Source organism: Streptomyces laurentii (assembly GCF_040635425.1).
GTDB classification, from domain to species: Bacteria; Actinomycetota; Actinomycetes; order Streptomycetales; family Streptomycetaceae; genus Streptomyces; species Streptomyces laurentii.
In genome coordinates, this window is record NZ_JBEYHT010000095.1 from 1 (window position 1) to 20,170 (window position 20,170).

Here is a 20,170-nt window from a genome sequence, read left to right on the forward strand (position 1 = left end):
GCGGCGGGGCGGGGGGCGTGTGTGGCGGGGGGGCTCCCCCCCCGGGGCCGGGGGTTCCCCCCCCCCTGGCCGCCCAACTAGCCACCGCCCTTGTGGGGGGGGGGGGCCCCCGCGAACCCGGCGGCCCCCCCGGCCCTTTCGTGTGTCCTGGACCGTCCCGGGTCGAAATGTCGGGCGATCCACCCCAGACTGGGATAGATCATGCGATGTCGGAGCGTGAGGTCCCGGCTACGGTCGGGGAGGAGGTGCGGTATGCGCGCGCGGCATCGCGGGGTTCGCGGGCTCGTCTCGGTCGGCGCCCTCCTCGTCGGGCTCGCCGGTCTGTCCGTCGCCGCCGATCTGCACGCCGCGCCCGATCCGCCCGCCCGGGTCCGGGTCACGGACCCCGTCGGGACCGGGGCGGTGTCGGCGTCCGGGGCCGGGGGAGCGGCCCACGGCTCCGGCCCCGCGCCGAGGGACGGAGAGGGGGAGACGGAGGGCGGCGGGGCGCGGCAGGACGCCGGACCGTCCTGCCGGGTGGTCGCCCAGGGGTCCGTGGTCACGGCCCACTGCCGGAATCCCGACCCCGCCACCGACCGGGTCCGGCTGCACGTGGAATGCGCCCGCTGGTGGGACGTGGACAGCGACAGCGCCCCCGTCGACGTCGACCCGGCCGACTTCGCGCGGGTGACCGGCCGCTGCTGGAAGGAGATCCGCTCGGCCTGGGTCACCCACGCGCCGGTGGGGCGGGGGCCGGACGGGCTTACGGCTCCGGAGTCCCCGGACTCTTCGGAGAACCCTGTGCCTTCGAGGGCTCCTGCGTCTCCAGGGGCTCCTCGGCCTTCGGGGGCTCTTCCGTCTTCGGCACGCGCAGGCACATGAACGGATAGCCGGCCGCCTCCGTCGCCGCCCGCTCGCCGTCGCCCGCGTGGATCGCCTCCACCAGGCGCGTGTGGTCCATGTGGTTCTCCGGGCGCAGCGTCTCGCCCACGTCCTCCCGCAGCCACGCGCGCAGCACGTGGCCCAGGTCCGCGTAGATCTCCAGGAGTACGTCGTTGTGCGAGGCGACCACCACCGCGTGGTGGAAGGCCGCGTCCGCCGTGACGAACTCCTCCGCGTCCCGCGCGTCCCAGGCCTCCTCGCGGCGCAGCAGCAGCGCGTCGAGCTGCTTGAGGTCCCGGTCGGTGCGCCGTTCGGCGGCGAGCCGGGCCGCCGAGGACTCCAGGGTGGCGCGCAGTTCGGCCACGTGCCGGGGGTCCGAGCCGGCGAACCGGCGGTGCATCACCCCGGCCAGTTCACTCGTCGCCACCACGTAGGTGCCCGAGCCCTGGCGGATGTCGAGCAGCCCGTTGTGGGCGAGCGCGCGGACCGCCTCGCGGACGGTGTTACGGGCGACGCCGAGCTGGTCGACCAGTTCCGGTTCCGTCGGGATCCGTGTGCCGACCGGCCACTCGCCCGAGGTGATCTGGTTCCGCAGCTGGGTGATCACCTGGTCGGAGAGCCCGCTGCGCCGTGGCTGGCCGAGCGCCATGCCCGTACCTCCTGTCCGCCCCGTTCATCCGGTGCGTCGTGGTGTCCCGTGATCGACTGTTCAAGGTGGGACAATCAATCATCCCATGATTCTATGATGTGTCTTATGCCTGACGAGCCCCAGACACTCGACCACGCCACCAGGACGCCTCCTGGACGGCCCGGTGACCGCTCCCGCGGCGCCGACGGCGCCCCGGCCGCCGCCGATTCTGCCGCACCCGCCGGACCCGCCCGCTGGGTCGGTCGGTTCGTCGCCGTCGGACTCGTCCTGGCCGCCCTCAACCTGCGCCCGGCCATCACCAGCCTCGGCGCCCTGCTCGAAGAGGTCAGCCAGGGCCTCCACATGAGCGGCAGCGTGGCCGGCGTCCTCACCTCCGTACCCTCGCTCTGCTTCGCCGTGTTCGGCATCACCGCCCCGCGCCTCGCCGGCCGCTTCGGCCCCGGGGCCGTCGTCGCCGCCGGCATGGCCGCGATCTGCGCGGGCCTGGCCCTGCGCCCCTTCGCGAGCGGCACCGTCACCTTCCTCGCCGCGAGCGCCCTCGCCCTCATGGGCATCGCGCTCAGCAACGTCCTCATGCCGGTCATCGTCAAGAAGTACTTCCCGGACCGCATCGGCAGCATGACCGGCCTCTACTCGATGGCCCTGGCCATGGGCACCTCGGTGGCCGCCGCCGCGACCGTGCCCCTGACCGGGGCCCTCGGCGGCAGCTGGCGGCTCGGCCTCGGCGTCTGGGCGGCGCTCGCCGCCGTCGCCGTCCTGGCGTGGCTGCCCCTGGTCCGCGACCGCGCGACGACGCCGGGCGGCCCGCGCGTGATCACCGGGAAGGGCGGTGCCGCCGGGAAGGGCGGTGCCGCCGGGAAGGGCGGTGCCGCCGGTACGGGCGAACCGGGCGCCGCACCGGCCGGAAGCACGGCCGGAACCGCGGCCGAGACAGCGACCGGAGCCGAGGCGGCGGTGCCGTCCGCCGTCGCGCCCCGGGTGACCCGGAGCCGTACCGCCTGGGCGCTCGGCGCCTTCTTCGGCCTCCAGTCCACCGGCGCGTACATCACCATGGGCTGGATCCCGCAGATCTTCCGCGACTCAGGCGTCTCCGCCGAGACCGCGGGCGTGCTCCTCGCCGTCACCATGGTCATGGGCGTGCCGCTGGCCTTCGTCATCCCCCGCCTCGCCACCCGGATGCGCACCCAGGGCCCCATCGTCATCGCCCTCGGCCTGTGCGGCCTCACCGGCTACACCGGTCTCTACCTCGCCCCGGCCGGCGGCGCCTGGGTCTGGGCCCTGCTGCTGGGCGTCTCCAACTGCGCCTTCCCGCTCGCCCTCACCATGATCGGGCTGCGCTCGCGCACCGGTGCCGGCGTCGTGAAGCTCTCCGCCTTCGCGCAGAGCGTCGGCTACCTCATCTCCATCCCCGGACCGCTCCTGGTCGGCGTGCTCTACCAGCACAGCGGTGGCTGGGGCCTGCCCGTCATGCTGATGGGCGGCCTGCTGATCCCGCAGATGATCGTCGGCACCCTCGCCGGGAGGGACCGGACGGTCGAGGACGAATGCTGAGATGCGAGACTGAGCCCATGCCCGTACTCGAACCGAACCCCCCGAACGGTCAGAAGAAGCTGCTCATCGTGCTCGGCGCGATGCTCGGCATCTCGGCCGTGATCGCCGTCATCGCCACGGTCGTATCGCCCTGACCCGCTGATCCACCCACCGTCCCACCCCCGGCCCCCGGGCGCGCGGGGTCCCTGTCATCGCCGCGCACTACGGCATGTCGGGGACCGACAACCTCTGGTATGAGCTGTGGCTGTACAAGGGCGACCTCGTCCTCTCCTTCCACCTCGCCGTCGGCGGATACGCCGCCCTGTGGACCACCGGCACCGGCGGGCGGGGAGCGACCGCCTGGATGCAGAACGGCGGCGACTTCGTGAGCTACGACCGGGACGGCGGGCCCCTGTGGGCCCTGGGCGCGAACGGCTGCGGCTCCCAGGGGGCCTGGCTCCGGGTCCAGCGCGACGCCAACCTCGTCCTGTACACCCGTGGCCGGACGCCGATCCGGGCCCTGAACGACGGCCCCTCCTCGCGCCCGTGCCGAGCCGGCCCGGGGGTCGCCCGTGGCGGGCCGCGGACCGGGAAGGTGGGGCTGCCCCCACCATCCCCTAGGGGGCGATTCTCAGGGTCGCATGGGTGGATCACCTGATGGGCCGGAGCCCGCGCGCTCCGTAGCGTGGGAGTCCACACGGAGATCCCGACCACGGAGGCGGCCATGACGGCGCGAACCCACACCGGCGTCCGGCCCATGGCGGCCGGCACCGCCACCCGGCTTCCCTGGTGGGCGCTGTCGCTGTCCATGGTCGCGTTCGCCGCGCTCTTCGTGTTCATGGCGGGCCAGGGCGAGGCGCGGGCGACCGCCGGCGACGCGGCCGACGAGGGCGTCGGCGGCGTCCTCACGCGCGTCCAGCAGATCCAGCATTCGCTGTCACGCTGAAGCCTCCACCGTCTCCCGGTCGAGCCGGGGCGTTTCGTGCGAAGCTGGGCCCATGAGCGTCGACACACCCCGCAGGATCGTGCTGCTTCGACACGCCAAGGCGGACTGGCCCCAGACCTCCGACCACGAGCGCCCGCTCGCCGAGCGCGGCCGTACGGACGCCCCCGTCGCGGGCCGCAGACTGGCCGACACCGGGATCGGCTTCGACCTGGCCCTCTGCTCGACCGCGCTGCGGACGCGCGAGACCTGGAAGCTGGCCGTCCAGGAGCTGCCCGAGCGCCCGAAGACCGTCTACGAGGAGCGGATCTACGAGGCCTCGCCCGGCGAGCTCATCGCCCTGCTCAACGAGACCCCGGACGCCGTCGCCGACCTGCTGCTCGTCGGCCACAACCCCGGCATGCACGGGCTCGCCGACATCCTCACGGGCCGGTCCGAGGGCGACGCCCTGGCCCGGATGAACCAGGTCGGCTTCCCGACTGCGGCCTTCGCCGTCCTCACCTTCGACGGCTCCTGGAAGTCCGTCGAGCCCGGCACCGGGACCCTCGTCGACTTCTGGACCCCGCACGCCTGAGCCCACCCGCCCCGCCCGGACCCGGCATATTCCCGGGCTCGGGCCGGACGCGCGGACCCGGGGGCACTCGCGTCCTGGGGGAGCCGGACGCACCGCATCATGCGGCGGCGGCCCCGGCTCCCGTACCTCCCGTACTCCCGAAGCGACCGCGACCGGGCCCGTACGGCCCGGACCGCGAACGTACGCCCGGACCGCGCCCGCCGTCAGCTCAGCAGCTCGCCCGTGCCGCCGTCCGCCGCCTCGACCTCTTCGCGGGTGATCCCGAGCAGATAGAGGACCGTGTCCAGGAAGGGCACGTTCACCGCGGTGTGCGCGGCCTCGCGCACCACCGGCTTGGCGTTGAAGGCCACTCCGAGGCCCGCCGTGTTCAGCATGTCCAGGTCGTTGGCGCCGTCGCCGATCGCGACCGTCTGCGCCAGCGGGACGCCCGCCTCCTCGGCGAAGCGGCGCAGCAGCCGCGCCTTGCCCGCCCGGTCCACGATCTCCCCGGTGACCCGGCCGGTGAGCTTGCCGTCCTCGATCTCCAGGGTGTTGGCCTGGGCGAAGTCGAGCCCGAGCCGCTCCCGCAGATCGTCGGTGACCTGCGTGAACCCGCCGGAGACCACGCCCACCTGGTAGCCGAGCCGCTTGAGGGTACGGATCAGGGTGCGCGCCCCGGGCGTCAGCCGCACCTCGGCGCGGACCTTGTCCACCACCGAGGCGTCCAGGCCCGCCAGCAGCGCCACCCGCGCGTGCAGGGACTGTTCGAAGTCCAGCTCGCCGCGCATCGCCGCGGCCGTCACCTCGGCGACCTTGTCCTCGCAGCCCGCGTGCGCCGCGAACAGCTCGATCACCTCGTCCTGGATCAGCGTCGAGTCGACGTCCATGACGACGAGCCGCTGGGCCCGGCGGTGCAGCCCGGCGGAGACGACGGCCACGTCCACGCCGACCGTGTGCGCCTCGACGGCCAGCGCCGTGCGCAGCTCCTCCGTACCGCAGCCCGAGACGGCGAACTCGACCGCCGTCACCGGGTACTTGGCCAGCCGGAAGATACGGTCGATGTTGCCGCCCGCCCCGGCGATCCTGGCCGCTATGGCCGCCGTCTGCTCGGCGGTCAGCGGGTGACCGAGGACGGTGACGTGCGAGCGGCCCTCGCCGCGCGGACGGTTGTCACCGGTGCCCGAGATGATCTCGGCTTGAAGCTTCATGGACTCGGCCCAGCTGTGCACGGTCGCCCGCAGCTCGCCCTGCGAGGCCACCGTCGGCTCGGTGACCAGTGCGCACAGGACGAGCCGGCCCCGGGACACGACCTGCTCGATGTCCACGACGTCGACGGAGTAGGCGGCGAGGGTGTCGAAGAGACCGGCGGTGATCCCGGGCCGGTCCTTCCCGAAGATCTTGACCAGAAGAGTGGGTACGTCCGCGGCGGGGACGGCTGAGGTCTGCGATGCGCTCATGGTGCTTCCACCGTATCGGGCACTCGGTGCCACCCGCCGCCCGTCCCGACTGACGGACACGACCGTGAGCCTCCTGCCCGTCCACCCCGCCGCCGACCTGCTTTTACCCGCCGCGATCCACCGCGCGTGTGCGGACTTGCGCGAGATATCGGTCGTGCGCAAGCTCTTCACGCGGCCCGACTTTCGGATTCCGGGGGCGGCCTGAAATAGTTCCCCCGGATGTTCACCATCCCTGGGCTCCCGGCGACGGGGGTGCATCGGGGGACACACAGTGGGGCGTGGAGTGCCAGAACTCGTACTGGAATTGAACGGAAGGACCTGGACTCTCGATCCGTCCAGGTCGTACACCCTGGGCCGGGACCCCCAGGGCGACCTGGTGATCGACGACGCCAGGGTCTCGTGGCGGCACGCCACCATCAGCTGGGGCGGCCGGAGCTGGGTCATCGAGGACCACGGCTCGACGAACGGCACGTATCTGCAGGGGCAGCGGATCCACCAGGTGGAGATAGGCCCCGGCTCGGCCGTGAACCTCGGCAACGCCACCGACGGTCCGCGCCTGAACCTCGCCGCCGCCGGTGCTCCGGCCGCGCGGCAGCAGGCGCCGCAGCCGCAGGCTCAGCAGGTCCAGCAGGCCCCGCACGCGGTGCCGCAGCAGCAGGCCGCGCCGCAGCCCGTACAGCAGCCCGCGCACCAGGCGCCGCCGCAGCAGGCGCAGCAGCAGTGGCAGCAGCCGGCCGCGCAGCAGCAGATGCCGCCGCAGGTCCAGCAGGCCCCGCACGCGGTCCCGCAGCAGCCGCCGCAGGCCTCGTACCAGAAGCCGGCCGACGTCCAGGGCGCGGCACCGGTCCACGGCGACCGCAGCCCCACGACCTTCCACCAGCTCGCCCTCGACCGGGTCATGCGCATCGGCCGTGCCCTGGAGAACGAGCTGGTCGTCTCCGACCTTCAGGTCTCGCGGCACCACGCCGAGTTCCACGCGACCCCCGACGGCCGCTTCCAGATCCGCGACCTCGGCTCGCACAACGGCACGTACGTCAACGGTCAGCCGATCCCCAAGGGCGGCACCGCCGTCCTCGGCCCGAACGACATCGTCGGCGTCGGCCACTCCACCTTCCGGATCGTCGGCAACCAGCTCGAGGAGTTCGTCGACACCGGTGCGGTCTCCTTCTCCGCGCGCCACCTCACGGTGACCGTCGACGGCGGCAAGCAGATCCTCAAGGACGTCACCTTCGGCGTCCCCGAGAAGTCGCTGATCGGCGTCATCGGCCCGTCCGGCTCCGGCAAGTCGACCCTGCTGAAGGCGCTGACCGGTTACCGGCCGGCCGACCAGGGTGACGTCCTCTACGACAACCGCAGCCTGTACAAGCAGTTCGCCGAGCTGCGCCAGCGCATCGGTCTGGTCCCGCAGGACGACATCCTGCACAAGGAACTGACCGTCCAGAAGGCCCTGCGGTACGCGGCCAAGCTCCGCTTCCCCGGCGACACCGCCACGGCCGAGCGCGAGGCCCGGATCAGCGAGGTGCTGCGCGAGCTCAAGCTCGACATCCACAAGGAGAAGAAGGTCACCTCCCTCTCCGGTGGCCAGCGCAAGCGTGTCTCCGTGGCCCTGGAGCTGCTGACGAAGCCGTCGCTGATCTTCCTGGACGAGCCGACCTCCGGCCTCGACCCGGGTATGGACCGCGACGTCATGCAGCTGCTGCGCGGCCTCGCCGACGACGGCCGCACGGTCCTCGTCGTCACCCACTCGGTGGCCGAGCTGGCGCTGTGCGACAAGCTGCTCGTGATGGCGCCCGGCGGCTCGGTGGCCTACTTCGGCCCGCCGGACGAGGCGCTCAACTTCTTCGGCTACTCCACCTGGGCCGACGTCTTCTCCGCGTTCGAGAACTACCGCGACTACGACTGGGCGGGCCGCTGGAAGGGCTCGCAGCACTACCAGATGTACGCGGCGGAGATCGACGCCGTCGCCGCCCAGCCGGTGCAGATGCCGCAGCACGCGCAGCAGGCGATGACCAGGCCGCCCAAGCCGCAGGGCTGGGGCTCCCAGCTGTGGACCCTGATCCGCCGCTACGTGTCGGTGATCGCCTCCGACAAGGGCTTCCTCGCCCTCATGGTGATCCTCCCGGCCGTCCTCGGCGGGGTGTCCGCGGTCATCCCGGCCACCTACGGCCTGGCGCCGCCCACGCCGCCCGCCCGGTTCAACGGCGCCGCCGGCACGATCATGCTGATCCTCACCGTCGGCATGTGTTTCTCGGGCGCCGCGAACTCGGTCCGTGAGCTGATCAAGGAACGGGTCATCTACGAACGGGAACGCGCCACCGGCCTGTCCCGCTCCGCGTACCTGATGTCCAAGGTGATCGTCCTCGGCCTCATCACGGCCTTCCAGGGCGTCATCATCTGCGGCATCGGCTTCACCCCGCGCAAGATGCCCGCCGAGGGCCTGATCATGCCGCCGGCCCTCGAACTGTGCCTGGTGGTCATCGCGCTCGGCCTCACCTCGATGATGGTCGGCCTGGTCATCTCCTCGCTGGTGAAGACCGCCGAGAAGACCATGCCGCTGCTGGTCATGTTCGCCATCGTGCAGGTCGTCTTCACCGGTGTGCTGTTCCAGGTGTACGACTCGCCGGGCCTGGAGCAGTTCGCCTGGCTGATGCCGTCCCGCTGGGCCATCGGCGGCGCGGCCACGACCCTGGACCTGGGCCACCTGATGGCCCCGTGGGACCCGAAGAACCCCACCGACCTGGACCCGCTGTGGGAGCACAGCGCCGGCCAGTGGGGCTTCGACATCGGCGTGCTGCTGCTCATGACGGCGGTGCTCGGTGTCCTGGTCGCGCGGCTGTTGCGCCGCCACGAGCCCGAGGTCATGCGCAAGTAACGACCGCGGAGCCACCTGTACGCCGAAGGGCGGCACCCCTCGCGGGGGGTGCCGCCCTTCGGCGTACGCGGGTACGGACGATCAGTACGCGCTGTTGACGTTGTCGATGGTGCCGTAGCGGTCGGCCGCGTAGTTGCAGGCGGCGACGATGTTGGCGACCGGGTCGTACTGGTCGAACTTCGTACCGGGGATGTGGTACGTCTTGAACGTCGGGTAGATCACCTGGAGCAGGCCCTTGGAGGGGATGCCGTTGACGGCGTTGATGTCCCAGTTGTTGATCGCCATCGGGTTGCCGCTGGACTCACGCATCACGTTCTTGTAGATGCCGTGGTACGTACCCGGGATGTCGTGCTTGTTCATGATGTCGAGGGACTCACGGATCCAGCCGTCGAGGTTGTTCGCGTACACCGGCGCGCGGGTGGCGGAACGGTTCGCGGCGGCCTGCTCGGCGGCGCGCTTCGCGGCGGCGGCCTGCGCCGTGGCCTTCGCCTCGGCGGCGGCCTTGGCCTTGTCGGCGACGGCCTGCTTCTGCAGGTCGGCGGCGACCTTGGCGTCGGACGCCAGCTTCGCCTGGTAGGTGACGATGCCGTGCTCGTTCTTCAGGCTGGTGGCCAGGGCCTTCGCCTGCGGGCTGTTCGCGTCGTACGACCACGTGACGTGCTGGGTGTTGTTGAGCGCCTGGGGCTCGGTCTGGGCCGAACCGCCGCCACCGGGGACGAGAGTGAAGCCGAGCGCCGCGGCGCTCAGTGCGGCGACGCCGGCGATCGCGGCCTTGTGGGTCTTCTTCAGACCGCGCAGGGGGTTGTTCGCAGACATGCAGGACTACCTCTTCGAATCGCTGGGAGTCGCTCAGGCCGGGCGGCGCTGCGCCTGGCTCGGCGGCGACGAAGGCAATTCTTAGCGGCCGCAAAATGCCCTGGCAAAGATGTGACGTACGATCCCCGGTAGTGGATCAGGGGCCGCACCCGAACGGCCCAGAACCACTCGGGATCCGGCCCCAACGGCACTCACTTGGCCTTTGCCCTTCCACTAGGGACATTCGTAAGTGACCTGGGTCCTATGCGCGGCCTCACATCGGCCGGGGGGTGACGTCACTGGATGTTGCATGAGCAATGCGCACGGTGAGGCCACTCCCGGGCAGGCTTCCCCGGCCACCCCACAGGCCCCGCCCCGCGGCCCCCGCACCCCGCGCGCGTACCCGTCCCTCTCTCCGTACGCGCGCGTGAGGGCGGCCCCGGCCGGCCCCGCGCCGTACCCGGCGGGCGGGCCCTTCGGCGTAGGTCTCCGGGCCCAGGTCGCCGCGGTCCCCGGACGGATACGGACTGTCACACCCCACGGGTACGGTGAAACCATGAGTCACCGACCGAGCTCCGGTCTCGCCGCCGTGAGCAGCGCGCTGCTGGCGATGAACCGCCGGATGGAGGTCCGCGACGTCCTCAAGACGATCGTCGCCTCCGCCCGGGAACTCCTCGACGCCGAGTACGCGGCCCTCGGCGTCCCCGACGACCACGGGGGCTTCGCCCAGTTCGTCGTCGACGGCGTCACCGAGGAGCAGTGGCGCGCCATCGGCCCGCTGCCCCGGCAGCACGGCATCCTCGCCGCCATGCTCGACAAGGCCGAGCCCGAGCGGCTCGCCGACGTCCGCAAGGACCCCCGCTTCGAGGGCTGGCCCGACACCCACCCCGCGATGTCCGACTTCCTCGGCCTGCCCGTCCGCGACGGCGACGAGACCCTCGCCGCCCTCTTCCTCGCCAACAAGCGCTGCCCCAAGCCGGAGGGCAGCTGCGGCTTCACCGCCGAGGACGAGGAGCTGCTCACCCTCCTCGCCCAGCACGCCGCCATCGCGCTCACCAACGCCCGGCTCTATGAGCGCAGCCGCGAGCTGACCATCGCCGAGGAGCGCTCCCGGCTCGCCCACGAGCTGCACGACGCGGTCAGCCAGAAGCTGTTCTCGCTCCGGCTCACCGCCCAGGCCGCCGCCGCCCTCGTCGACCGCGACCCCGCCCGCGCCAAGGGCGCCCTGCAGCAGGTCGCCGAGCTGGCCGGCGAGGCCACCGAGGAGCTGCGCGCCGCCGTCGTCGAGCTGCGCCCCGCCGCCCTCGACGAGGACGGCCTGGTCCACACCCTCCGTACCCAGGTCCAGGTCCTCGACCGCGCCCACACCGCGCGCGTCACCTTCGACGGCTCCGGCATCCGCGCCCTGCCCGCCGCCCAGGAGGAGGCCCTGCTCCGCGTCGCCCAGGAGGCCCTGCACAACGCGCTGCGGCACTCCGGCGGCGAGCTGGTCACCGTCTCCCTGACCCGCGGCGCCACCGGCACCCTGCTCACCGTCACCGACGACGGCACCGGCTTCGACCCGACGACCGTCCGCAGCGCCGGCCGCCACCTCGGCCTGGTGTCCATGCGCGACCGGGCCGACGGTGTCGGCGGCCGGCTCACCGTGACCTCGGCCCCGGGCCAGGGCACCACGATCGAGATGGAGGTCCCCGGTGGCTGAACGGATCCGGGTCCTGCTCGTCGACGACCACCAGGTCGTCCGCCGCGGCCTGCGCACCTTCCTGGAGGTCCAGGACGACATAGAAGTGGTGGGGGAGGCGGCCGACGGCGCCGAGGGCGTCGCCCGCGCCGAGGAGCTGCGGCCCGACGTCGTCCTCATGGACGTCAAGATGCCCGGCACCGACGGCATCGAGGCCCTGCGCCGGCTGCGCGACCTCGGCAACCCCGCGCGCGTCCTGATCGTCACCAGCTTCACCGAGCAGCGCACCGTGATCCCCGCGCTGCGGGCCGGCGCGAAGGGGTACGTCTACAAGGACATCGACCCCGACGCCCTGGCCGGCGCCATCCGCTCCGTCCACGCCGGGCACGTCCTGCTCCAGCCCGAGGTCGCCGGCGCGCTCCTCACCCAGGACGACCACGGCTCCGGCGGGGGCACCGGGCGCGGCTCCACGCTGACCGAACGGGAGCGGGAGGTGCTGGGCCTGATAGCGGACGGCCGCTCCAACCGCGAGATCGCCCGCGCGCTCGTCCTGTCCGAGAAGACGGTCAAGACGCACGTCTCGAACATCCTCATGAAGCTGGACCTCGCCGACCGGACCCAGGCCGCGCTCTGGGCCGTACGGCACGGCATGACGACATAGAAACGGCATGACGACACAGAAGGGGAACGCGGCCGGCCGCCGTCCGACTGGGCACGGCCGTTCCCCTTTTCATACTGTCGGGCGTATGTCCCCCGTTCGGCGCAACCTCCCGGGGGTGGCGGCGTTCTTCAGGGCGTGCTGCGGCGGACCGGCCGCAGCGACGACCAGGAGGAACTTCACGTGATCAGCATCAAGAAGGCCGCAGCCCTCACCATGATCGCCGGCGGCATCGTCGCCGCCGGTGCCGGCGCCGCCTCCGCCGACTCGGGCGCCCAGGGGAAGGCCGTCTGCTCGCCGGGCGTCGCCTCCGGCAACGTGGTGCAGGCCCCGGTCCACGTCCCCGTGAACGTCTCCGGCAACACGATCGACGTGATCGGCCTGCTCAACCCGGCCTTCGGCAACGGCGCCGTCAACGGCTGACGCCCCCGAAACTCCCGGCCCCCGGACGATCCCCCGGGGGCCGGGCCTTTTGCTGTCCGTCGCACCGAGCGGTGCGAGGAACGGGGAGAGGGCTCCTACAGGCCCCGCTCCTTCTCGCGCTCGCGCTCCCTGTCCTCGACGTACGCGTTGTAGGCGGCGACCTGGGCCCGCCGCGCGACCCGCTCCACCGGCCGCAACGCCTCTCCTCGGGCCGCCATCTCGCCCGCGCTCACCGCGCCGCCATGGCCGTCGTACGCCAGATCGACGAGCATCCCGATCCGCCGGGCCAGCTCCAGCACCCGGACCGCGCGCGGCGGATACCCCGGGGCCAGGATCTCGCTGCCGGCCTCCGCACGGGCCCGGTACGCGTCCCGCGCCGCCTCGGCCGCCGGCCCGGACGCCGCGACGTCGAGCCGGGTCAGCACCAGCGTCGCGTCCCGCAGCGCCTCCGCCAGCTCCCGCTCCGCCTCGCCGAGCGAGGGCACGTCCGCCGGCGGAGCCTCCCGTACCGGCAGACAGTGCCAGACGACCGTCACATGCCGGTCACCCGGCGGCCCCACTTCCGAGACCTCCGGCACCAGCCCGTACGGCGCGCCGAAACCGACCACCGCCTCCTCCGCCGCCAGCGCCCGAGCGTTGAACTCCGGCGGACCGCTCAGCCCCAGCGGATGCCCCGGCGCCGGCAGCGCCAACCGCCACCCGGTCACCCCGAGCCGCCGCAGCCGCCCCAGCGCCAGCGTCAGGCCCACCGGCCCCGCCTCGCCCGGCAGCCCCTCCACGCGGTGTACCGCGTCCTCCCCGACAATCGCGAGCGCCGCGTCGTCCGGCGACACCGTCCCGGCCAGCAGGGCATTGCCCCAGGCGGCCAGACGTCCTGAGCGTGGTTCCGAATGCATCCCCCAAGCCTAGGAGATGGCCCTTGCGCGCCTGGTCCGTACGAGCGGAGATCCCCGGAACGTGCCCCACTCGCCTCTTGCCCGACGTCCGGAATCCTCTCTCGTACTTCTTCGCCGCAACGGCATGAATCCCGCCCAAAGCCAGCCCTAGGGACCGGCCCGGCCCGCCGGTGGCGTAGGTTCTTACCTGGACGCCGCGCCCATCGGCGCTTGGCGACGACACGACTCGACCGCAAGGGGAGACAACGCGCTCATGAGCGATGTACTGGAGCTGGTGGACGTATCCGTGGTCCGCGACGGACGTGCTCTGGTGGACGACGTCTCCTGGTCGGTCAAGGAAGGGCAGCGCTGGGTCATCCTCGGCCCCAACGGCGCCGGCAAGACCACCCTTCTGAACGTCGCGTCCAGCTACCTCTACCCCACCACCGGTTCCGTCACGATCCTCGGTGACCGCCTCGGCTCCGTCGACGTCTTCGAGCTGCGCCCGCGCATCGGTATCGCCGGCATCGCCATGGCGGAGAAGCTGCCCAAGCGCCAGACGGTCCTCCAGACGGTCCTCACCGCCGCGTACGGCATGACCGCCACCTGGAACGAGGACTACGACCCGGTCGACGAGGAGCGCGCCAAGGCGTTCCTCGACCGGCTCGGCATGACCGAGTACCTGGACCGCAAGTTCGGCACCCTGTCCGAGGGCGAGCGCAAGCGCACCCTGATCGCCCGCGCGATGATGACCGACCCCGAGCTGCTGCTCCTCGACGAGCCCGCCGCGGGTCTCGACCTCGGCGGCCGCGAGGACCTGGTACGCCGCCTCGGCCGGCTCGCCCGTGATCCGTACGCCCCCTCGATGATCATGGTCACGCACCACGTCGAGGAGATCCCCCCGGGCTTCACCCACGTCCTGATGATCCGCCAGGGCAAGGTCCTCGCCGCCGGACCGATGGAGACCGAGCTGACCTCCCGCAACCTCTCCCACTGCTTCGGCCTCCCGCTCGTCGTCGAGCACCACGGCGAGCGCTACACCGCCAAGGGCCTCCCGCTCAAGTAACGGCCGAGCGGCCGAGCGGCCAGGGCCGCGTGACCGGACGACGGTCCGCCCGCCCGACGCCCCTCCGCCGAAGCCGCCACGGGGCGCCGCGTCCGTACAGAGCCCGGCGTCCGTTCGGGCGTACGGGCAGGTGTTCGGCCCGGCATCCGGCCCGGTCCGGCCGGGCCCTGTCCCCGGCTGCCGCACCGCCCTACCATGACCTTGTGGACATCGACGCATGGATCTGGTGGCTGATCGGAGCGGTGGGGCTCGGCATCCCTCTCGTCCTCACCGCGATGCCGGAGTTCGGCATGCTCGCCGTCGGCGCGATCGCGGGAGCGGGGACCGCCGCGCTCGGTTTCGGGATCGTCGCCCAGGTGGTGGTCTTCGCCGTGGTCTCCGTCGCGCTCATCGCGGTCGTCAGACCCATCGCCGCCCGCCACCGCAGCGACCGGCCCGGTCTCACCACCGGCGTCGACGCCCTGAAGGGCCGTCAGGCCGTCGTCCTGGAACGCGTCGACGGCAGCGGCGGCGGCCGCATCAAGCTGGCCGGAGAGGTCTGGTCCGCCCGCGCCCTCGACTCCGGGCAGAGCTTCGAACCCGGCGAACAGGTCGATGTCGTCGATATCGACGGCGCGACCGCGGTCGTCATGTGACCGAACCTCACCCATGACGCTCCGCCATCTGGGAAACTCGATCATCATCTGGTCCATCAACCGGCAGCGAAGGGCACAGGCAACACGATGTCAGCCATCATCATCGTCCTGATCATTCTGGTGGTGCTTGTCTTCATCGCCCTGATCAAGACCATCCAGGTCATTCCACAGGCGAGCGCGGCCATCGTCGAACGGTTCGGCCGCTACACCCGCACCCTCAACGCCGGTCTGAACATCGTCGTCCCGTTCATCGACCGCATCCGCAACCGGATCGACCTGCGCGAGCAGGTCGTCCCGTTCCCGCCGCAGCCGGTGATCACCCAGGACAACCTGGTCGTCAACATCGACACCGTCATCTACTACCAGGTGACGGACGCGCGTGCCGCGACCTACGAGGTCGCCAGCTACATTCAGGCCATCGAGCAGCTCACCGTCACCACCCTCCGCAACATCATCGGCGGCATGGACCTGGAGCGGACCCTGACCTCCCGCGAGGAGATCAACGCGGCGCTGCGCGGTGTCCTCGACGAGGCCACCGGCAAGTGGGGCATCCGCGTCAACCGCGTCGAGCTCAAGGCGATCGAGCCGCCGACCTCCATCCAGGACTCGATGGAGAAGCAGATGCGCGCCGACCGTGACAAGCGCGCCGCGATCCTCACCGCCGAGGGCATCCGCCAGTCGCAGATCCTGACCGCCGAGGGCGAGAAGCAGTCCGCGATCCTGCGCGCCGAGGGCGAGTCGCGGGCCGCGGCCCTCAAGGCCGAGGGTGAGGCGCAGGCCGTCCGTACGGTCTTCGAGGCCATCCACGCCGGCGACCCGGACCAGAAGCTGCTCTCGTACCAGTACCTCCAGATGCTGCCGAAGATCGCCGAAGGCGACGCCAACAAGCTCTGGATCGTGCCCAGCGAGATCGGCGACGCGCTCAAGGGCCTGTCCGGCGCCCTCGGCAACGTCGCCCCCGGCGCCGCGTCCGGCTTCACCAAGAGCGCCCCGGCGGCCGGCACCGAGCGCCGCGAGGTTCCCCCGGTCGACTGACCGACCCGCTCCCTCCCTCGGGCCTCCGCCCCGGTTCGTCCACCGGGTCGGGGGCCTTTTGGATGACACGTACACGTAACCTCGGGCATGATCGGCCGCGAGCCCCTCGACTCCGGCCGCACACGGGGCGGGGAGGCGACTCACCGACCCTGAAGGAGATGGCGTTGTCCATCTGGGAAATGCTCGCGGTCTTCGGCGCAGGCACCGCCGCCGGCGCCATGAACACCGTCGTGGGATCGGGAACGCTCATCACGTTCCCCGTCCTCCTCGCCACCGGCCTCCCGCCCATCACGGCGAACGTCTCCAACGCCCTCGGCCTCGTCCCCGGCTCCATCAGCGGGGCCATCGGCTACCGCAGCGAACTCAAGGGCCAGACCGCCCGCGTCCTGCGCCTCGGCGTCGCCGCGCTCCTCGGCGGACTCGTCGGCGCCATCCTGCTCCTGGCCCTGCCGTCCGACGCCTTCGACGCGATCGTCCCCGTCCTCATCGGCATCGCCCTGGTGCTCGTCCTGCTCCAGCCCCGCATCGGCGCCGCCGTCCAGCGCCGCCGAGAGGCCAACGGCACCGAGGCCCATCCGCACGGCGGCGCCGCCCTGCTCGTCGGCTTCTTCCTCGCCAGCATCTACGGCGGCTACTTCGGCGCCGCCCAGGGCGTGCTCTACATATCGCTCATGGGACTGCTGCTCAACGACACCCTGCAGCGCATCAACGCGGTCAAGAACGTCCTGAGCGCCGTCGTCAACGGCGTCGCCGCCGTCTTCTTCCTCTTCGTCGCCGAATTCGACTGGACCGCCGTCGTCCTCATCGCCGTCGGCTCCACCATCGGCGGCCAGATCGGCGCCAAGGTCGGCCGGCGCCTTCCGCCCACCGTGCTGCGCGGCGTCATCATCGCCGTCGGCATCGTCGCGATCCTTCAGCTCACCCTGAAGTGACCGGATACGGCATATGACGGAGGGCCCGCCCCACAGAGGGGACGGGCCCTTTGTCCTCTGCCGTATCCGGTCACGCCGGTCGCACGCGTCACGCCGCCTGGCCGGAAGGCGGTTCGGCCGACGGGCCCGGCAGGTTCGGCCGGTCCGCCGCCTTCATCGCGAGCAGCATCGCGTCCGCCGGAGTCGGCACGAACGGCAGGTGCAGCAGTGGCATCCCCGCCTGCTCCGGCGTCCGGTCGGCCTTGCGGTGGTTGTCCGCGGCGCACGACGCCACCGTGTTCATCCACTCGTCCCCGCCGCCCTGCGCCCGCGGCACCACGTGGTCGACGGTCGTGGCGCGGTTCCCGCAGTACGCGCACCGGTGCTGGTCCCGGACCAGCACGCCCCGCCTCGACCACGGCGCGTGTCTTCGGAACGGCACCCGTACGTACCGGCAGAGCCTGATCACCCGCGGCACCGGCATGTCCACCGCCGCCGCGCGCATGCGCAGACCGGGATGCTCCTGCTCCACGACGGCCTTGTCCTGGAGGACAAGCACCACCGCACGGTTGAGTGTCACCGTCGAAAGCGGCTCGAAGCTCGCGTTCAATACCAGCGTGTCCCGCATCTGTGCCCACCTCCCGTGTGCCGGCCCAGCCGCCTCTCGCAGGAGCCGGGCCCGGATCAACTCTGGCCGGGCACGCCGGGGTAGGACAACGCAATATCCGCGTAAAGAAAGATGCCCGCTTCTGATCTCTCCAAGACCAGAAGCGGGCAAACAAAGGGCGAACGATCAGCTCTGCGCCGGAGTCTCGTACTCCGCCACGAGCTGGGCCCTTCCGAGTGTGTGGAACCGCAGGTTGAAGCCGACGACCGCGGGCGACGCGTCCGCGTCCGGGCCCAGCTTCTCCTGGTCCACCGCGTACACGGTGAAGACGTACCGGTGCGGCCCGTCGCCCGGCGGCGGCGCGGCGCCGCCGAAGTCCCGGGTCCCGTAGTCGTTACGGGCGTGCACGGCGCCGGACGGCAGCCCCTCGAACGACCCCGAACCCGCGCCCGCCGGAAGCTCCGTCACCGACGCCGGGATGTCGAACAGCACCCAGTGCCAGAATCCGCTGCCCGTCGGCGCGTCCGGGTCGAAGCACGTCACGGCGAAGCTCTTCGCCTCCGCGGGGAAACCCTCCCAGCGCAGCTGCGGCGAGGTGTTGCCCGCCGCGAAAACCTGAGCTTCCTTCAGCACCCCGTCCGCTACGACGTCGTCGCTCACCACGGTGAACGGCACCACCGGCGGGTGGAAGTCATGGGGGAGCGGTGCCCTCTTGCCCTCGGCCACGTTGAACCTCCGAATCACTGCCCGGCCTCGCGGACCGGCTGTACGGACCGAGCCTAGAACCAGTTGCGACGGCCGCCGACCTCGGCGAGCCACTGGTTCAGGTACGCCGCCCAGTCGGTCGTGTGGAAGTCGTGCAGCCCCACCTTGAACGCCCGGTAGGTGTCGCTGCCCTCGGTGAACAGCCCCGGCTTCTTGTCCATCTCCAGGACGACGTCCATCTCCCGGTCGTCCGCGACGAAGCTGACCTCGACCTGGTTCAGGCCCCGGTACTGCTGCGGCGCGAAGAACTCGATCTCCTGGTAGAACGGCAGCCGCTGCCGCGACCCGCGGATGTGCCCGCGCTCCATGTCCGCGCTCTTGAAGCGGAAACCGAGCTGGATGAACGCGTCCAGGATCGCCTGCTGCGCCGGCAGCGGGTGGACGTTGATCGGGTCCAGGTCACCGGAGTCCACCGCGCGGGCGATCTCCAGCTCGGTCTTCACCCCGATGTGCATCCCGCGCAGCTGCTGCCCGGCGATCGCGGTGACCGGCGTCTCCCACGGGATCTCCAGACCGAACGGCACCACGTGCACCGCGCCGGCCTGCACCTCGAACTCGCCGCCGAGCCGCACCTTCACGAACTCGATGTCCTGCTTGTACTCCTGGTCGTTGCCCTCGGCCTCGACCCGGGCCTGCAGACCGACGGACAGCCCCTCGATCCGCTGGGCGACCGAACCGCCCTGAACCCGCACCTCGCCCTGGACGATCCCGCCGGGGACGACGTTCTCCTCGGTGAGCACGGTCTCCACCGACGCCCCACCGGCCCCCAGGCTCGCGAGCAGCTTCTTGAATGCCACCGAACGACTCCTTCTGTCGGTCCTCTGTCTGTCCTGCGCAGTCCTGACCCCTACATACGCGTGACGACCGTAGCCGGTTCCCCGAACGGCCCCCTCGGGCCCCTGGCCGCCACTAGGCTCGGACCCCATGAGCGAGAGCACCGACCGCACCCCGCTCCCGCGGAGCTTCTTCGACCGCCCCGTCCTGGAGGTCGCGCCCGACCTGCTCGGCCGCACGCTGGTACGGAACTCCCCGGAGGGCCGTATCGAACTCCGCCTCACCGAGGTGGAGGCGTACGCCGGCGAGATCGACCCCGGCTCGCACGCCTTCCGCGGCCGCACCGCGCGCAACGCCGTCATGTTCGGCCCGCCCGGACACGCGTACGTCTACTTCACGTACGGGATGTGGCACTGCCTCAACCTGGTGTGCGGTCCCGAGGGCCGGGCGAGCGGAGTCCTGCTCCGGGCCGGCGAGATCCTCACGGGCGCCGAGCAGGCCCGGACCCGCCGCCGCTCGGCCCGCGACGACGCGGAGCTGGCCAAGGGCCCGGCCCGCCTCGCCACCGCCCTCGACGTGGCCCGCTCCCTCGACGGCACCGACGTCTGCGCCGGCCTTGAGGCCCCGCTGTCCGTCCTCACCGGAACTCCGCCCGACCCCGCGCTGATCCGCACCGGCCCCCGCACCGGCGTCGGCGGCGACGGCGCCCCGCACCCCTGGCGCTTCTGGATCGACGGCGACCGGACCGTGAGCCCCTACCGCGCCCACGTGCCGCGGAAACGCCCCGGGAGCCCCCGGTTTGACTCGGCTGCGACAGATGCGTAATGTGGCCCGAGCCGCTTGAGACGGGTAGTGCGTACTCAAGCCCCCCGAGGCGGCCATTCACTCACTTACGAAGATCCCTCAGGGGCCTTTTTCGGCATGCCGAAATTCGTTCCGAAGACTCGATTATGAGTCGCCGGGGAAATTCGCTAAAGTAGTGGACGCGCCGAAAGGGCCTGGAAGCGAAAGCCGAAAGGAACGGAAAGCGCCGAGTGAATCGGATCGAAAAGATCTGATAAGCTCGAAAAGCCGGAAGGG

Annotated in this window: 21 protein-coding genes; 14 read left to right on the top strand and 7 right to left on the bottom strand. The window is 71.6% G+C overall.

The features are described from left to right. Positions 1-742: 742 nt before the first annotated feature. The gene (locus tag ABZ693_RS34350) at positions 743-1,510 is read right to left on the bottom strand and encodes a FadR/GntR family transcriptional regulator (protein ID WP_359885405.1); all 768 of its coding nucleotides are present in this window, start codon (positions 1,508-1,510) and stop codon (positions 743-745) included. Positions 1,511-1,615: 105 nt separating this feature from the next. Between ABZ693_RS34350 and ABZ693_RS34355 the strand changes: the two genes are divergently transcribed. From ABZ693_RS34355 to ABZ693_RS34375, 5 genes are all read left to right on the top strand, one after another. Beyond that, entirely contained in the window at positions 1,616-3,061 is a 1,446-nt protein-coding gene (locus ABZ693_RS34355) for a CynX/NimT family MFS transporter (RefSeq protein WP_359885406.1), read from the top strand. 17 nt (positions 3,062-3,078) lie between these two features. After that, positions 3,079-3,195, top strand: coding sequence for an SGM_5486 family transporter-associated protein (locus ABZ693_RS34360; protein ID WP_359885407.1), 117 nt, complete (start codon positions 3,079-3,081; stop codon positions 3,193-3,195). Between the two features lie 74 nt (positions 3,196-3,269). Next, positions 3,270-3,698, top strand: coding sequence for a hypothetical protein (locus ABZ693_RS34365; RefSeq protein ID WP_359885408.1), 429 nt, complete (start codon positions 3,270-3,272; stop codon positions 3,696-3,698). A gap of 66 nt (positions 3,699-3,764) precedes the next feature. Further along, positions 3,765-3,986 (top strand): hypothetical protein, encoded by a 222-nt coding sequence (locus ABZ693_RS34370; protein WP_359885409.1) that lies wholly within the window; start codon positions 3,765-3,767, stop codon positions 3,984-3,986. Between the two features lie 52 nt (positions 3,987-4,038). Beyond that, the gene (locus ABZ693_RS34375; protein ID WP_359885410.1) at positions 4,039-4,557 is read left to right on the top strand and encodes a SixA phosphatase family protein; all 519 of its coding nucleotides are present in this window, start codon (positions 4,039-4,041) and stop codon (positions 4,555-4,557) included. A 203-nt stretch (positions 4,558-4,760) separates the two neighbouring features. Here ABZ693_RS34375 and serB read toward each other — a convergent pair whose 3' ends face one another. Continuing rightward, entirely contained in the window at positions 4,761-5,993 is a 1,233-nt protein-coding gene (serB, locus tag ABZ693_RS34380; protein ID WP_359885411.1) for a phosphoserine phosphatase SerB, read from the bottom strand. A 283-nt stretch (positions 5,994-6,276) separates the two neighbouring features. On the opposite strand from serB, the gene ABZ693_RS34385 reads away from it, so the two are divergent. After that, positions 6,277-8,865, top strand: coding sequence for an ABC transporter ATP-binding protein/permease (locus tag ABZ693_RS34385; RefSeq protein WP_359885412.1), 2,589 nt, complete (start codon positions 6,277-6,279; stop codon positions 8,863-8,865). Positions 8,866-8,946: 81 nt separating this feature from the next. Here ABZ693_RS34385 and ABZ693_RS34390 read toward each other — a convergent pair whose 3' ends face one another. Then, a complete protein-coding gene (locus ABZ693_RS34390; RefSeq protein ID WP_359885413.1) occupies positions 8,947-9,681 on the bottom strand; it encodes a transglycosylase SLT domain-containing protein in 735 nt (244 codons plus the stop codon). 535 nt (positions 9,682-10,216) lie between these two features. On the opposite strand from ABZ693_RS34390, the gene ABZ693_RS34395 reads away from it, so the two are divergent. The 3 genes from ABZ693_RS34395 to ABZ693_RS34405 all read left to right on the top strand — a co-directional run bounded on the left by ABZ693_RS34395 (position 10,217) and on the right by ABZ693_RS34405 (position 12,422). Further along, positions 10,217-11,362 carry a GAF domain-containing sensor histidine kinase gene (locus ABZ693_RS34395; RefSeq protein ID WP_359885414.1) on the top strand — a complete coding sequence of 382 codons (1,146 nt, stop codon included), beginning with the start codon at positions 10,217-10,219 and terminating at the stop codon, positions 11,360-11,362. After that, positions 11,355-12,002, top strand: a complete 648-nt coding sequence (locus ABZ693_RS34400; protein WP_359885415.1) for a response regulator — start codon at positions 11,355-11,357, stop codon at positions 12,000-12,002. The genes ABZ693_RS34395 and ABZ693_RS34400 overlap by 8 nt, the downstream gene beginning before the upstream one ends. Positions 12,003-12,182: 180 nt before the next feature. Further along, positions 12,183-12,422: a chaplin gene (locus tag ABZ693_RS34405; protein ID WP_359885416.1), complete on the top strand. Its 240-nt coding sequence runs from the start codon at positions 12,183-12,185 to the stop codon at positions 12,420-12,422. 95 nt (positions 12,423-12,517) lie between these two features. On the opposite strand, the gene ABZ693_RS34410 is transcribed toward ABZ693_RS34405, so the two are convergent. Next, positions 12,518-13,318, bottom strand: coding sequence for an Rv1486c family protein (locus tag ABZ693_RS34410; protein ID WP_359885417.1), 801 nt, complete (start codon positions 13,316-13,318; stop codon positions 12,518-12,520). A gap of 253 nt (positions 13,319-13,571) precedes the next feature. On the opposite strand from ABZ693_RS34410, the gene ABZ693_RS34415 reads away from it, so the two are divergent. The 4 genes from ABZ693_RS34415 to ABZ693_RS34430 all read left to right on the top strand — a co-directional run bounded on the left by ABZ693_RS34415 (position 13,572) and on the right by ABZ693_RS34430 (position 16,965). Beyond that, positions 13,572-14,363, top strand: coding sequence for an ABC transporter ATP-binding protein (locus tag ABZ693_RS34415; protein ID WP_359885418.1), 792 nt, complete (start codon positions 13,572-13,574; stop codon positions 14,361-14,363). A gap of 203 nt (positions 14,364-14,566) precedes the next feature. Next, positions 14,567-14,998, top strand: coding sequence for an NfeD family protein (locus ABZ693_RS34420; protein ID WP_359885419.1), 432 nt, complete (start codon positions 14,567-14,569; stop codon positions 14,996-14,998). Between the two features lie 87 nt (positions 14,999-15,085). Continuing rightward, on the top strand, positions 15,086-16,033 hold the full coding sequence (locus ABZ693_RS34425) for an SPFH domain-containing protein (RefSeq protein WP_359885420.1): 948 nt from the start codon (positions 15,086-15,088) through the stop codon (positions 16,031-16,033). Between the two features lie 158 nt (positions 16,034-16,191). Next, entirely contained in the window at positions 16,192-16,965 is a 774-nt protein-coding gene (locus ABZ693_RS34430) for a sulfite exporter TauE/SafE family protein (protein ID WP_359885421.1), read from the top strand. 88 nt (positions 16,966-17,053) lie between these two features. Here ABZ693_RS34430 and ABZ693_RS34435 read toward each other — a convergent pair whose 3' ends face one another. From ABZ693_RS34435 to ABZ693_RS34445, 3 genes are all read right to left on the bottom strand, one after another. Beyond that, positions 17,054-17,572, bottom strand: a complete 519-nt coding sequence (locus ABZ693_RS34435; protein ID WP_359885422.1) for an HNH endonuclease — start codon at positions 17,570-17,572, stop codon at positions 17,054-17,056. 165 nt (positions 17,573-17,737) lie between these two features. After that, entirely contained in the window at positions 17,738-18,277 is a 540-nt protein-coding gene (locus tag ABZ693_RS34440; protein WP_359885423.1) for a YbhB/YbcL family Raf kinase inhibitor-like protein, read from the bottom strand. A gap of 53 nt (positions 18,278-18,330) precedes the next feature. Further along, on the bottom strand, positions 18,331-19,113 hold the full coding sequence (locus ABZ693_RS34445) for a sporulation protein (protein ID WP_359885424.1): 783 nt from the start codon (positions 19,111-19,113) through the stop codon (positions 18,331-18,333). Positions 19,114-19,240: 127 nt separating this feature from the next. On the opposite strand from ABZ693_RS34445, the gene ABZ693_RS34450 reads away from it, so the two are divergent. Then, positions 19,241-19,915, top strand: coding sequence for a DNA-3-methyladenine glycosylase (locus ABZ693_RS34450; protein ID WP_359885425.1), 675 nt, complete (start codon positions 19,241-19,243; stop codon positions 19,913-19,915). Positions 19,916-20,170: the final 255 nt, after the last annotated feature.

What these genes read in the sequence shown, in the direction of transcription:
- ABZ693_RS34425 (WP_359885420.1), top strand. Translation starts at nt 15,086, where the DNA reads ATGTCAGCCATCATCATCGTCCTGATCATTCTGGTGGTGCTTGTCTTC.
- ABZ693_RS34355 (WP_359885406.1), top strand. Translation starts at nt 1,616, where the DNA reads ATGCCTGACGAGCCCCAGACACTCGACCACGCCACCAGGACGCCTCCT.
- ABZ693_RS34450 (WP_359885425.1), top strand. Translation starts at nt 19,241, where the DNA reads ATGAGCGAGAGCACCGACCGCACCCCGCTCCCGCGGAGCTTCTTCGAC.
- ABZ693_RS34370 (WP_359885409.1), top strand. Translation starts at nt 3,765, where the DNA reads ATGACGGCGCGAACCCACACCGGCGTCCGGCCCATGGCGGCCGGCACC.
- ABZ693_RS34430 (WP_359885421.1), top strand. Translation starts at nt 16,192, where the DNA reads ATGGCGTTGTCCATCTGGGAAATGCTCGCGGTCTTCGGCGCAGGCACC.
- ABZ693_RS34410 (WP_359885417.1), bottom strand. Translation starts at nt 13,318, where the DNA reads ATGCATTCGGAACCACGCTCAGGACGTCTGGCCGCCTGGGGCAATGCC.
- ABZ693_RS34365 (WP_359885408.1), top strand. Translation starts at nt 3,270, where the DNA reads ATGTCGGGGACCGACAACCTCTGGTATGAGCTGTGGCTGTACAAGGGC.
- ABZ693_RS34375 (WP_359885410.1), top strand. Translation starts at nt 4,039, where the DNA reads ATGAGCGTCGACACACCCCGCAGGATCGTGCTGCTTCGACACGCCAAG.
- serB (WP_359885411.1), bottom strand. Translation starts at nt 5,993, where the DNA reads ATGAGCGCATCGCAGACCTCAGCCGTCCCCGCCGCGGACGTACCCACT.
- ABZ693_RS34390 (WP_359885413.1), bottom strand. Translation starts at nt 9,681, where the DNA reads ATGTCTGCGAACAACCCCCTGCGCGGTCTGAAGAAGACCCACAAGGCC.
- ABZ693_RS34415 (WP_359885418.1), top strand. Translation starts at nt 13,572, where the DNA reads ATGAGCGATGTACTGGAGCTGGTGGACGTATCCGTGGTCCGCGACGGA.
- ABZ693_RS34350 (WP_359885405.1), bottom strand. Translation starts at nt 1,510, where the DNA reads ATGGCGCTCGGCCAGCCACGGCGCAGCGGGCTCTCCGACCAGGTGATC.
- ABZ693_RS34395 (WP_359885414.1), top strand. Translation starts at nt 10,217, where the DNA reads ATGAGTCACCGACCGAGCTCCGGTCTCGCCGCCGTGAGCAGCGCGCTG.
- ABZ693_RS34360 (WP_359885407.1), top strand. Translation starts at nt 3,079, where the DNA reads ATGCCCGTACTCGAACCGAACCCCCCGAACGGTCAGAAGAAGCTGCTC.
- ABZ693_RS34435 (WP_359885422.1), bottom strand. Translation starts at nt 17,572, where the DNA reads ATGCGGGACACGCTGGTATTGAACGCGAGCTTCGAGCCGCTTTCGACG.